Annotated in this window: 14 protein-coding genes; 7 read left to right on the plus strand and 7 right to left on the minus strand. The window is 65.6% G+C overall.

The genetic code is table 11. The features are described 5' to 3' along the window. Positions 1–160: 160 nt before the first annotated feature. The 4 genes from QW868_RS27565 to QW868_RS27580 form a co-directional block, all read right to left on the minus strand. Positions 161–433 (minus strand): hypothetical protein, encoded by a 273-nt coding sequence (locus QW868_RS27565; protein ID WP_315776776.1) that lies wholly within the window; start codon positions 431–433, stop codon positions 161–163. A 303-nt stretch (positions 434–736) separates the two neighbouring features. Continuing rightward, a complete protein-coding gene (locus QW868_RS27570) occupies positions 737–1,150 on the minus strand; it encodes a GFA family protein (protein WP_316231996.1) in 414 nt (137 codons plus the stop codon). A gap of 14 nt (positions 1,151–1,164) precedes the next feature. After that, positions 1,165–1,644 carry an SRPBCC domain-containing protein gene (locus QW868_RS27575; RefSeq protein ID WP_316231997.1) on the minus strand — a complete coding sequence of 160 codons (480 nt, stop codon included), beginning with the start codon at positions 1,642–1,644 and terminating at the stop codon, positions 1,165–1,167. After that, positions 1,641–1,970: a metalloregulator ArsR/SmtB family transcription factor gene (locus QW868_RS27580; RefSeq protein WP_316231998.1), complete on the minus strand. Its 330-nt coding sequence runs from the start codon at positions 1,968–1,970 to the stop codon at positions 1,641–1,643. Before QW868_RS27580 ends, QW868_RS27575 begins: the two co-directional genes overlap by 4 nt. Before the next feature lie 894 nt (positions 1,971–2,864). Between QW868_RS27580 and murI the strand changes: the two genes are divergently transcribed. From murI to QW868_RS27610, 6 genes are all read left to right on the plus strand, one after another. Then, positions 2,865–3,662, plus strand: coding sequence for a glutamate racemase (murI, locus tag QW868_RS27585; protein WP_316162263.1), 798 nt, complete (start codon positions 2,865–2,867; stop codon positions 3,660–3,662). Between the two features lie 13 nt (positions 3,663–3,675). After that, the gene (locus QW868_RS27590; RefSeq protein ID WP_316231999.1) at positions 3,676–4,449 is read left to right on the plus strand and encodes an HpcH/HpaI aldolase family protein; all 774 of its coding nucleotides are present in this window, start codon (positions 3,676–3,678) and stop codon (positions 4,447–4,449) included. A gap of 293 nt (positions 4,450–4,742) precedes the next feature. Further along, positions 4,743–5,567: an acyltransferase gene (locus tag QW868_RS27595; RefSeq protein WP_316232000.1), complete on the plus strand. Its 825-nt coding sequence runs from the start codon at positions 4,743–4,745 to the stop codon at positions 5,565–5,567. Between the two features lie 213 nt (positions 5,568–5,780). Then, positions 5,781–6,398: a 30S ribosomal protein S4 gene (gene rpsD / locus QW868_RS27600; protein WP_011925811.1), complete on the plus strand. Its 618-nt coding sequence runs from the start codon at positions 5,781–5,783 to the stop codon at positions 6,396–6,398. A 204-nt stretch (positions 6,399–6,602) separates the two neighbouring features. After that, positions 6,603–7,157: a hypothetical protein gene (locus QW868_RS27605; RefSeq protein WP_316232001.1), complete on the plus strand. Its 555-nt coding sequence runs from the start codon at positions 6,603–6,605 to the stop codon at positions 7,155–7,157. A gap of 73 nt (positions 7,158–7,230) precedes the next feature. Further along, positions 7,231–8,298 carry a threonine aldolase family protein gene (locus QW868_RS27610; RefSeq protein WP_316232002.1) on the plus strand — a complete coding sequence of 356 codons (1,068 nt, stop codon included), beginning with the start codon at positions 7,231–7,233 and terminating at the stop codon, positions 8,296–8,298. A 3-nt stretch (positions 8,299–8,301) separates the two neighbouring features. On the opposite strand, the gene QW868_RS27615 is transcribed toward QW868_RS27610, so the two are convergent. From QW868_RS27615 to grxD, 3 genes are read right to left on the minus strand one after another with little or no spacing between them, the layout of a single operon-like run. Beyond that, complete coding sequence (locus tag QW868_RS27615) at positions 8,302–9,522, minus strand: serine hydrolase domain-containing protein (protein WP_316232003.1); 1,221 nt, start codon at positions 9,520–9,522, stop codon at positions 8,302–8,304. Positions 9,523–9,552: 30 nt separating this feature from the next. Then, on the minus strand, positions 9,553–10,110 hold the full coding sequence (locus QW868_RS27620) for an O-acetyl-ADP-ribose deacetylase (protein WP_316232022.1): 558 nt from the start codon (positions 10,108–10,110) through the stop codon (positions 9,553–9,555). Then, entirely contained in the window at positions 10,107–10,445 is a 339-nt protein-coding gene (grxD, locus tag QW868_RS27625) for a Grx4 family monothiol glutaredoxin (RefSeq protein WP_006609190.1), read from the minus strand. Before grxD ends, QW868_RS27620 begins: the two co-directional genes overlap by 4 nt. A gap of 306 nt (positions 10,446–10,751) precedes the next feature. Between grxD and egtB the strand changes: the two genes are divergently transcribed. Beyond that, on the plus strand, positions 10,752–12,002 hold the full coding sequence (gene egtB / locus QW868_RS27630) for an ergothioneine biosynthesis protein EgtB (protein WP_316232004.1): 1,251 nt from the start codon (positions 10,752–10,754) through the stop codon (positions 12,000–12,002). The last annotated feature ends 52 nt before the right edge of the window (positions 12,003–12,054 follow it).

Genomic DNA, 12,054 nt, shown 5'->3' on the forward strand with positions numbered 1-12,054 from the left:
CGGCTCCTGCACCAAAGGCCCGCATCGAACGTGCGAGACGTCTCACGCCTGAATCTTCCACATCGGATGACATCCCACCGACCATCGGTCGGTAGCCATCGTCATCCGTTGATGCATGTCAAGCGGGCACATCATCACGTGGCCAACGCGCTGATGTCCACTAAACCGCGGTCGCGATCACATACGCCAGCACGGCTGCGCCGAGGCAGCGCCGCCAGGGATTGACGCCGCGCAGGAGTTCGTCGAACGCCCAGACGAAGAGACTGGCTTTGACGAGACAATCCAGATTGGCGCCTGCCTGACCCGGCGGATGCCAAACCCAGCCCACGAGGCTGCCCACCAGCACGATCCACAGAGCGGGGTTCGGCATCTGGGCGATCGTGATCTCGCCGGTCGCGCGATTTCGGAAGAACCAATTCAGAAATCGCGACATCGTACCGCCAGTGGGGGATGATCTTGCGATCCTAGAGCTCAACTGCAGCCGAGTACAACCCGGTGGCACGGCTCAGGTTCTGGTGAATCGACGACCGATTTTCTAGATCGGCGGCGGGTGCTGGGTCGAGATATCACGATCTCCATGGCTGTCATGCTCCGCGAAAGCGGAGCATCCAGTACTCCGCAGCAGAAGATATTGGACCGAGACGTCACCGCGCACTGGATCGTCGGCCTTCGCGGACGAAGACACGGGCGGTCTACAATGTCGATAGTCAACCCTCCTACGCCCCAACGACCGAACTCACCTGGGCGGCATCTTCTCGAATTTCGGCAGCGCCGGATCGAGGTGATCCCAGGCCTGTCCCGCCGCAGTCCACGACACCAGTTGCGGCTTGTAGCGGCTGGGATCGTCGAGGCTCGCCGGCGGAACGATGAACACATCGGGCATCGCGGGAAATGTCAGGTGAACGTGCGAGCCGCAGGTCGGGCAGAACGCGCGCCGCTTGACGGTGCCGCCGTCGCCGATGCTCTGCCAATGCGACACCTCGCCGTCGACCTTCACCTCCGCCGCGACGAAGGTCAAATGCGATTGATGCCCGGTGCCGCTGTCGCGCTGACATTGCCGGCACTGGCAGTCCAGCATCACGGCCGGCTCGCCCGTGATCTCATAGCGTACCGCGCCACAGGCGCAGCCGCCGGCATAGGATTTCGTCATGTCGCTCTCCTCGTTCAATGCGGCCGCTGCGATGACGCCTGCTCGGCGGCGACCTGGTCGAGCTTCTCGACCACCTTCTTCCAACCCTCGCCCATCTTGCGATACGCCGTCTCGTTGGTCGGCAGCACGAAGCCGGAATGCACGAGGCGAAGGCGCGTGCCCGTGTCAGCCTTGGAAAGATTGAAGGTGACGACCGTCTCCAGTGGCGCGCCATAGCCGACGTTGCCGCCGTGGCCGCCCTTCCACGCATAGGACAGCCGCTCGTTCGGCACGACCTCCAGCACCTCGCAATGAATGGTGCCATCCCATTCGCCCGCCGGTGTGGTCTGAAAGGTGAACCGAGTGCCGACGACGGCCTCAAATCCCTTCGGCGCCATCAGCCAGCAACCGATCAGTTCGCCGCTGGTCAGGGCTCTCCAGATGACCTCGGGCGCATGAGGGAAGGTGTCCTCGACCACAATGGCCTGCGTGTCCGCATTCACGGCTTGGTTCATGGATCGATGTCCTTCAGCAGGTTTTTCAGCTTGGCGAAACGGTCACGCCAGAACACGCCGTAGTGGCTCATCCAGTCGGCCAGCGGCTCCAGGCCGCGCGGCTCGGCGCGATAAAACACATTGCGCCCCTCGGGGCGCTCGCAGACCAGGCCGGCCTGTTTCAGGGTTTTCAGATGCTGCGAGATGGCGCCCTGCGTGACGGTACTGCCGCGGGTCAACTCGACGACGGTGATCTCGTCGGCCTCGACGATGCGCTCGAACACCGCGCGCCGCGTGGGGTCGGCCAACGCACGCATGACGGTGGTGATGGTCTCAGGCTGGATCATGCAAAACCAATAGCCGCCACTAATCAATTAGTCAATACTAATGTTATTATTCTGCCTGGTCTTTCGCCCTGGCGGGACGACTCCAGCGTGAGAGACCACCCCGGAAAATCCGAATTTTCTTCTTCCGTTTTTCGGAATTCGATGCTATGATGTCGCATCCCGCCTCGATTGAGGGGCGTTTCGCGATCGTCACGAGCGTTGGTGCGGGATGCGGTGGGCGTGTCGGGTTGCAGCGTGAGCGATCATGCCGACGAACGATCCGATGCGCACGGCGAAATCGTGCGGTCCTGGCATCCCGGTGCTGATGCCAAGTCCGATGCGCAAGTTCGACGAGCGCGCGGGCGACGGGGGCAAGAAAGCCGATCCCCGGGGAGATCACGTATAAGCCGTAACGCCATCGCGCGGGGAAGGCCGGATGATCCGGCCCGTACCTGTGGTTCCTGCCGCCTGCATTTTTTTCGCAGGCGGGCCATGGGTGCGACCGGCACCCGGCCTTCCCCGCGCCCTCATTCTCGAGAGGGTGATCAGACGAGCAACACTCGGACGCAAGATGCGGGCGCGAGGATGAGAGCGCATGTTTCACGGTCTTCATGTCTCGGCGTCATTGCGAGCGAAGCGAAGCAATCCAGAGTCCCGCGCCGACTCTGGATTGCTTCGTCGCTGCGCTCCTCGCAATGACGCCTCCGTCTCCGCTGTCGTCCCGGACAAGCTGCGCCAACGCGTCAGCGTGGGCGTGGCGCCGCGCCCCGCGACTATCTGGCAGCCACGGCGGCTCGTATTGCGGATGTTTGAACCTCTCAGCTCGCAACCGGAACACACCCAGACGCCTCATTCCTGCCAAACCCCGCAGAAAAACCGACTGAATCACCCCTCCCATTCCGGTAGACTCGCCACGTGACCCACCGCCCTACGATTCTCGTCTTCGACTCAGGCCTCGGCGGCCTGTCCGTGCTGCGCGAGGTGGTGCGCGCCCGGCCGGACGCGCATTACGTCTATGTCGCCGATGACGCCTTCTTCCCCTACGGCCATCACAGCGAGCAGGCGCTGATCGCCCGCGTGGTGCCGCTGATGGGCGAGCTGATCGCCGCGCACCGGCCCGACCTGATCGTGATCGCCTGCAACACCGCCTCGGTGCAGACGCTGGCGCCGCTGCGGGCCGCCTACTCCACGCCCTTCGTCGGCACGGTGCCGGCGATCAAGCCGGCCTGCGCGCAGTCAAAGACTAGGCGCGTCTCCGTGCTCGGCACCAAGGCGACGGTCCAGCGCGAATACACCCACGCGCTCATTCGCGATTTTGCGCAAGGCTGCAACGTCACCCTGGTCGGCTCGCCGGAACTCGCGTCACTGGCGGAGGCCGCGCTCGGCGGAACGCAGGTCAGCGACGCGGCCATCGCCGCCGAAATCGCGCCTTGCTTCGTGGGCGACGCCGCCGATCCCGCAGGCCGGACCGACACGGTCGTGCTGGCCTGCACGCATTATCCGCTGCTGCTCGACCGGCTCGAACGCCTCGCGCCCTGGCCGGTCGCCTGGATTGATCCGGCGCCGGCCATCGCGCGCCGCGTCGTGGAGCTGCTGGGCCCAGCATCCGGCCATGCCGACGACGGCGACTCCGCGATGATCTTCACCTCGAACAAGCCACATCAGCTCGGCCGCGCGCTCACGCCCTATTTCGGCGGCCGCGTCCCGGCCTGACGGAGACCGTCCGATGTCCACAGCGCCCCAACCGCTCAACCGCCTCAAGCAGGCCTGGCGCGACGGGAGGCCGACCTTCGGCGCCATCGCCACCATCCCGAGCATCCAGACCGTGCGCATCATGGCGCAGTCGCTCGACTGGATCATCGTCGATCTCGAGCATGGCCCGATCGACCTCTCGACGGCGCATGCGATGATCACCGCCACGGCAGGCACGCCCTGCGTGCCGCTGGTGCGCATTGCCGCCAACGAGCCGCATCTGGCGAAAGCGCCGATGGACCTCGGCGCGCTCGGCATCAACTTCCCGATGATCTCGAGCCGCACTGAGGCCGAGAAGGCGGTGCGCAGCGTGCGCTATCCGCCCCGCGGCGACCGGTTGTGGGGTCCGTTCCACGCGCCGTTCCACTGGAATGTGTCGATGGCCGAGTACATGGCGACCGCCGACGACGACATGGTCTGCATGGTGACGATCGAGCATGTCGAGGCGGTCGAGCGCATCGACGAGATCATGGCCACCCCCGGCATCGACATTGCCGTGATCGGTCCCGGCGACTTGGCGACCTCGATCAACAAGCGCGGCCAGCTCGATGACCCCGAAGTGAAATCCCTGATCGCCCGCGCCGAGGCCGGCATCCTCAGATCGGGCGTGCCGATCGGCGGCGCGGCGCGCTCGGCTGAGCAGGCCAATGCAATGATTGAGCGCGGCTACCTGGCGCTGGCGCTCGGCTTCGACTGGTCCTTGTTCCAGCGCGGCATTGCCGCGAGCTTCGAGGGGATCAAGCGCTAGAGTCGGCGGCCGGCTTGGGCCGGTCCTTCACGTTCCAAACAAAGAACAAGAGTTGGGGGGAACACCATGATGAAGAAGACGATTTTCGGCCTGTCGCCGGCCCTGCCCGGGCTCGGGGTGGTCGACAAGACCAAGCCGCTCGCCTCGCCGGCGCCCTGACGCCCAAACGAGGCGTTTGCTGCACGGCGCCCCGGTGCTAACAGAGGCCCGCCACCGGCCCAGGCCGGGAGCCACCAAGCAACGGCCACGCGAGACGGCCAAGACAGAAACCAGCGGGAGCGATCGATCTCACGATGCGCGGAACAACCAAGCCGATCTCGCTGCACCGCCGTCTGATCATCGATCTGATGCATGCCTCGCGTGACGTGCCGTTCGTGTCGCTGGCGCGTACGATCCATATCGGCCCGCTGCTCGAGGCCCGCGCCGCGGCCGTCCGTCCGCCCGGTTTCGCCGCGATCTTCGTCAAGGCGTTCGCCCTGGTCGCCCGCGACGAGCCGGTGCTGCGCACGCTCTACGTCAAATGGCCCTGGCCCTGCTTCTACGAGCTGCCGCGCAGCGTCGCCACCGTCACCATCGCCCGGGTCGAACATGGTGAGGATTGCGTGCTGCCGCAGCGCATCTCCGGGCCGGAGACCATGACCCTGGCCGAGATCGATGCCGTAATCCGGCAGGGCAAGGAGGCGCCGGTCGAGGACGTCGCCATGTTCCGCAAGATCATGCGGGCGACCCGGCTGCCGTTGCCGCTGCGCCGGTTCGCCTGGTGGGTCGGGCTCCGCTTCGGCCGGCAGCGGGCCAACTGGTTCGGCAATTTCTCCGTGACCAGCGTCGCCGCCTGCGGTGGCGGCCAGCTGCTGGCCCTGAGCCCGGGACCGTTCATCGTCAATTACGACGTCATCCAGCCCGACCAGACCCTGGCCATCCTGATCCGCTGGGACCACCGGGTCACCGACGGCGCCATGATGGCCAGGACCGCAATCCGGCTCGAGCAGGTGCTGAACGGGGAGATCGCGGCCGAGCTGAAGGCCGGAACCCCGTGCGGCCGTGGGCCGGCGGAGGCCGTACCCGGATTCCCGGCTGCGCGGCAGAAATTTACCGTTGCGGGAGAGCCGCAGCGGTGATTCGCCGGCAAAAGCGCCGGTTGCGGTTTGACAAGTCGGCAGGTTCTCCCGTAGAACCCGCCTGCTCGCGGGCCGGTTTCGGCCCGCGTTGCGTTTCGCGACCCGTGGCCTTCATCCCTTCATGCTTTGGGGATGGGCCTGTCGGTGGACCGGGCTTCCGGACACACAGGAGGGCGCGTTTCCTCAAACCCTAACTTGATCGAAGAGGACGCGATGACTAAGCGCAGTGAGGCGAAGTACAAGATCGATCGCCGCATGGGCCAGAACATCTGGGGCCGCCCGAAGAGCCCCGTCAACCGCCGCGAATACGGCCCCGGCCAGCACGGCCAGCGCCGCAAGGGCAAGCTCTCGGACTTCGGCGTGCAGCTGCGCGCCAAGCAGAAGCTGAAGGGCTATTACGCCAACATCTCCGAGCGCCAGTTCCACGGCATCTATGTTGAGGCCGGCCGTCTCAAGGGTGACACCGGCGAGAACCTGATCGGCATTCTCGAGCGCCGTCTCGACACCGTCGTTTTCCGCGCCAAGTTCGTCTCGACCATGTTCGCGGCGCGCCAGTTCATCAACCACGGCCACATCAAGGTGAACGGCCGCAAGGTCAACATTGCGAGCTACCAGGTCAAGCCGGGCGACGTGATCGAGGTCAAGGAAGCCTCCAAGCAGCTCGCCGTGGTGCTGGAAGCGACCCAGCTCGCCGAGCGTGACGTGCCCGACTACATCGAGGCCGATCACTCCAAGATGACCGCGAAGTTCATCCGCATCCCCGCGCTGTCGGACGTGCCGTTCGCGGTGCAGATGGAGCCGCATCTGATCGTTGAGTTCTACTCGCGCTGATCTTGACCGGACCGCGGTCCGATCCCATCTGATAATCCGAAGGCCCTGGCACGCGCCGGGGCCTTTCTTTTTTGGGCTTCTTTTCGGATGAGACGAACCGATTCCCGAATGCCACACCTGCCACGAAATCGCCCCAACCTGGGCTGACAGCGAATCCGTCCCGTGATTCACTGTCTGCAGTTGTAAAGTAGCGGGGCGTTCGCCATGGAGTTCAACAGGCGCAATATCATCTTCGGTGCGTTGCCGACCGATGCGGTCGGTGCCCCGCCTCTGCCGCCGTTGCGGGCGTCGCCCCTCAGCGCTTCACCGTTACGCGCACGGCCCTCGGGGATCCGTTACCGATTCAATGACGGCCTCTACCCTTCGACGGTCTTCGACATTCTCGAACGCTCCTGCTGGCACGTCCAGTCCGATGCGACAGCCCATGTGGTCCGCCATCTCGGCACCGGGCTCACCTTTGCCGACGCGCAGCTTCGCTATGATCCGTTCGCGCTCGAGCTTCTGCACTGTTTCGACGATTCCCGCGAGCTCGTCGACGAATGGCACACCATGCTGGTCGGCTGGGCCGCGGTGAACATGGGCTGGAACATCCGGCGGCAGCGGCCGGGCGCCGCGCTGCTTCTTTCACCGTCACGGCAGAGCCCGCTCGACTCCTGGGTGTTCGATTGCACCGAGGCGCCGCCGCTGGTGGCCGAGCCGATCGAGACCCGGCCGTTGCGACGGCCGGACATCTGGCTCAACCCGCCGCGCGCGGCGTAATCGAGGAGGCGTTTTGCGGGGGCGATGCGAGTTGGGTAAGGTCGGGTCGTGATGAGCCGAACGAGGACTGCCGATGTATTACACCCCGCCCCCGCGCGATCCCAAGGCGCCGCCCGTGCGCGTCAACCTGTTGTCGGACACGCAGACCCGCCCGACAGCCGCGATGCGCGAGGCCATCGCGCGCGCCGAGGTCGGCGACGAGCAGATCGGCGACGATCCGACCGTGCATGAATTGTGCGGCCGCGTCGCCGCGCTGCTCGGCAAGGAGGCCGCGGTGCTGATGCCGTCGGGCACGATGTGCAACGTCGCGGCGACGCTGGTGCATTGCCGGCCGGGCGACGAGATCCTCGCGCATGAGACCGCGCACATCATCTCGCGCGAGGGCGGCGCCCATGCCGCGCTCGGCGGCTTTCAGGTCACGCAGTTGAAGGGGCCCGACGGCCAGTTCACGCCGGAGACATTCCGCGCCGCGCTGCATCCGCGCTCGCGCTACCAGCCGCCGCAGACCGTCGTCAGCGTCGAGCAGACCGCCAATATCGGCGGCGGCACGATCTGGAAGAAGGCTGATCTCGACGAGATCGTCGAGATCGCCAAGGCGAACGGCATGGCGACGCACATGGACGGCGCGCGGCTGCTCAACGCGACGGTTGCCACCGGCATTCCGGCCGCCGAGATGACCGCGGGCTGGGATTCGGCCTGGATCGATTTCTCCAAGGGGCTGGGCGCGCCGATCGGCGGCGCGCTCGCCGGCAGCGCCGCCTTCATCGACGAGGTGTGGCGCTGGAAGCAGCGGCTCGGCGGGTCGATGCGCCAGGCCGGAATCGTCGCGGCAGCCTGCATCTACGCGCTCGATCACCATGTCGACCGGCTCGCCGAGGACCACGCCAATGCACGGGCGCTGGCGCGCGGGCTGTCGCAGATCCAGGGCGTCGAAGTGCAGGAGCCCGAGACCAATCTCGTGTTCTTCAAGCCCGACGGCGCCGGTGTGCCCGGCGACAAGATGGTGGCCGAGCTGCGCAAGCGCGGCGTGCTGCTCGCGATGATGGACGGCCGCATCCGCGCCTGCACCCATCTCGACGTGACCGCAGCCATGATCGAGGAGACCATCGGCCATGTCCGGGAGATCGTGCGCGGAGCATGAGGATCATGGTGCGAGCGCCGCATAGACCAGCCGCCGCACATCGCTCGCGATGCGGCCGCGCTGCGAGGGCGCCTGCATCATGACGATGACGAACAGGTCGTCGGCGGGATCGATGAAGAAGAACGTCCCGCCGACGCCGTCCCAGCCATATTCGCCTGATGGCACCGGAGGCTTCTCCGTGATGCGCACGGAGAAACCCAAGCCGAAGCCGCTGTCGGCGCCGGGAAAATAGAGGTCGTCACGACGAATTCCCGCCCCAACGACATGATCCCGCGTCATGACCGCGACGGTCTCAGGCTTGAGATAATAGCTGCCGTCAAGCTCACCGCCGTTCAGCAGCATCTGAGCGAACCGCGCGTAGTCGGAGATGGTGCTGATCATTCCCGCCCCACCCGACTCCCAGCGTCTGGGCCGAATGGGATCGTCGATGCCGGCGATCGGATGATCGAACCAGTCGCGCGGCGACGGTTCGGCAACGCGGCTACGCTGGCTCGGGTCGGCGAGGAAGAACGCCGTCTCGCGCATGCCGAGCGGCCCGAGCAGCCGCTCCTGCTCGAACTCATAGAGCGAGCGGCCGGAGACGATTTCGATCACCCGCCCGAGCACGTCGGTCGAGTGGCCGTAGTCCCACACCGTGCCAGGCTGCTCGGCCAGCGGCAGCCTGGCGAGGCGCTCGACGAAGGTGGCGTTGTCGATGTCGCCGTCAAACAGAGGCGCCTTCGCATAGAGCCGGCGCACGGCCGTCTCGCCATAAAAGCCGTAGGTGATGCCGGAGGTATGGCGCAGCAGATCGCGGATGGTGATCGGGCGCGCCACCGGAGCAGCGCCGACCCTCACGTCAGCGAAGGCGGGAATGTAGCTCGCCAGCGCATCATCGAGCTTCAGCCTGCCGTCATCGACCAGCATCATCGCCGCCACCGACGTGACCGGTTTCGACATCGAGTAGATGCGGAAGATCGCATCCTCCGTCATCGGCGCGCGCGTCGCGGGATCGCGAACACCGAAACTCTGCAGCAGGACAGGGCTGTCGTGCTGCTGAATCAGCACGACCGCGCCCGGAATGTTGCCGGCGGAGACTTCGTCGCGGAAATAGGTCGGGACCGCCTCGAGGCGCCGCCGGTCGAGATCGCGCGGCGACTGTGCGCCTGCGCGGGCCAGAGCAGGCAGCATGGGCATCGCGAGCAACGCGCCGAGCAGCGTCCGTCGCGAGACCAGCCGGTCCATCCTAACGGCACCGCCGCGTGTCGATGGCTGTCACCTCACCGAGCCCGCGCGAGCGCGGCTGGCGAGCGCCTCATCGTGCAGCCCGGCGCTCTGTTCGGAGAAGCAGCAGAACACGATCTGGGAGAGCGACGTCTCCGTGCTGATCGCCTCGATCGAGGTTGCGACCGCGATCGACGCCGCACGATCGGCGGGGAAGCGAAAGATGCCGGTCGAGATCGCGGGAAACGCGACGGAGTTCAAGACATGCTTGTGACACAGCTCGATCGAGCGGCGGTAGCACGAGGCCAGCAAATCCGGCTCGCCGCGGTCGCCGCCCTGCCAGACTGGGCCAACGGTGTGGATCACGTGGCGGGCCGGCAGCCGGTAGCCTTTGGTGATCTTGGCCTCACCGGTCTTGCAGCCATGGAGCATGCGGCATTCCATGACGAGGTCCGGCCCCGCCGCACGGTGGATCGCACCGTCGACGCCGCCACCGCCGAGCAAAGACGAGTTCGCGGCGTTGACGATGGCGTCAACGCCGAGCTTGGTGATGTCGGCAACGATGACCTCGAATCGGGTCGCGCCGATCTTTCGGACTGGATAGCTCAGGCCGAGGCCGCCGTGCCGACCGGGATGCCCTTGTCGGTGAACAGCTGCTGCAGTTCGCCGCTCTGGAACATCTCGCGGACGATATCGCAGCCGCCGACGAACTCGCCCTTCACATAGAGCTGCGGAATCGTCGGCCAGTTCGAGAACGTCTTGATGCCGTTGCGCAGCTCGGCAGATTCGAGAACGTTGAGGCCCTTATAGCCGACGCCGACGTGGTCGAGGATCTGCACGACCTGGCCGGAAAATCCGCACTGCGGAAACTGCGGTGTCCCCTTCATGAACAGGACGACGTCGTTCGACTTCACTTCGTTGTCAATGAATTGCTCAATGCTCATCTTCGCTTCCTCTAGGGCGCCTCAAGGAACGCCTGGGGCTCGGTGCCGCGCGGGTCGCCGCCGGACAGATTTCGTCCAGAGCCGACCGTCACTGTCTTATATGTAGCGCAAACCGTTGTTCAGCCAAAGTAAAATGCCGAGGATCAGTCCGCAACACAGTCACCCGGCCGGACCATAGGCTGATGGCAGCAATATTATAGCCGCCACGAGGGTTTCATCCCGTAACCAAGCCCCTATCTAGGACGAACCGCCCAAAAGGAACTTGTTCCGTCGAACATCGTTTTCTCCCGGCAAACGGAGACCCTCGTGACCAGTTCAGCGTCCGCCACGGCCCCGCATCAGATCACCGCTGCGCAAACCCCTGGGCCGGGTCGCCTGGCCGGCAGTCTGATCGAGGCGTATCTCGCGGTCCGGAACGAGACCGAAGCCCGGGCGGCCCCGCTGACCCCGGAAGACCAGGTCATCCAATCGATGCCGGACGCCAGTCCGGCCAAATGGCATCGCGCCCATACCACTTGGTTCTTCGAGCAATTTGTGCTCGGCGCGCACTGCCGAGGATATGCCCCTTTTCACCCCGATTATGCCTTCCTGTTCAACTCCTATTACGTCAGTGCGGGCCCGCGCCACACGCGGGGCGAGCGGGGCCTGATCACCCGCCCGGGGGTGGCCGAGATCACGGCGTACCGCCGGCATGTCGACGCGGCCATGGTCGACTTCCTGGGCCAAGCCGATGCCGCGACCTTGGCAGCCGTGGCGCCGCTCGTGGAGGTCGGCCTCAATCACGAGCAGCAGCACCAGGAGCTGATGCTGACCGACATCCTGCATGCGTTCGCGCAGAATCCGACGGCGCCGGCCTACGATCCATCGTGGACATTTCCGTCCCCAACGGACCGGGGCAAGGATTGGGTCCACCTCCCCGAAGGCATCCACACCGTCGGGCACGCCGGCGATGGTTACCATTTCGACAATGAGGGGCCGGCGCATCGGGCGCTCGTCGGGCCGGTCGGGATCGCGCGCAATCTCGTCACCAATGCCGAGTGGCTCGCCTTCATGGATGACGGCGGCTACCGGACCGCCACGCTCTGGCTCATGGACGGCTTCGCTGCCGCCAGCCGCGAGGGCTGGCAGGCTCCCGGTCATTGGTACAAGGTCGAGGGCGAGTGGCGCATCATGACGCTGGGCGGATTGACGACCGTCGATCCCGACGCAGCCGTCTGCCACGTCAGCTACTACGAGGCTGATGCGTTCGCGCGCTGGCGCGGCAAGCACCTACCGACCGAGATGGAATGGGAGGTCGCCGCGCGTGGCAACCAGCTCAACGATGCCTTCGGCACCGTGTGGCAATGGACCCGCAGCGCCTACAGCCCCTATCCCGGCTATCGTGCCATCGAAGGCGCGCTCGGCGAGTACAACGGCAAATTCATGGTCAATCAGCTGGTGCTGCGCGGCTCATCGCTCGCGACGCCGGCAGGCCACAGCCGCGTCACCTATCGCAACTTCTTCTATCCGCATCATCGCTGGCAATTCACCGGGCTCCGGCTCGCCGACTACGCCTGATCAACCCACATTCGCTTCCCGACAGTCGCGCCCGTGCGCGTCCAGGAGAGTA

It is taken from the genome of Bradyrhizobium sp. SZCCHNR1051, from assembly GCF_032489615.1.
Lineage (GTDB): Bacteria > Pseudomonadota > Alphaproteobacteria > Rhizobiales > Xanthobacteraceae > Bradyrhizobium.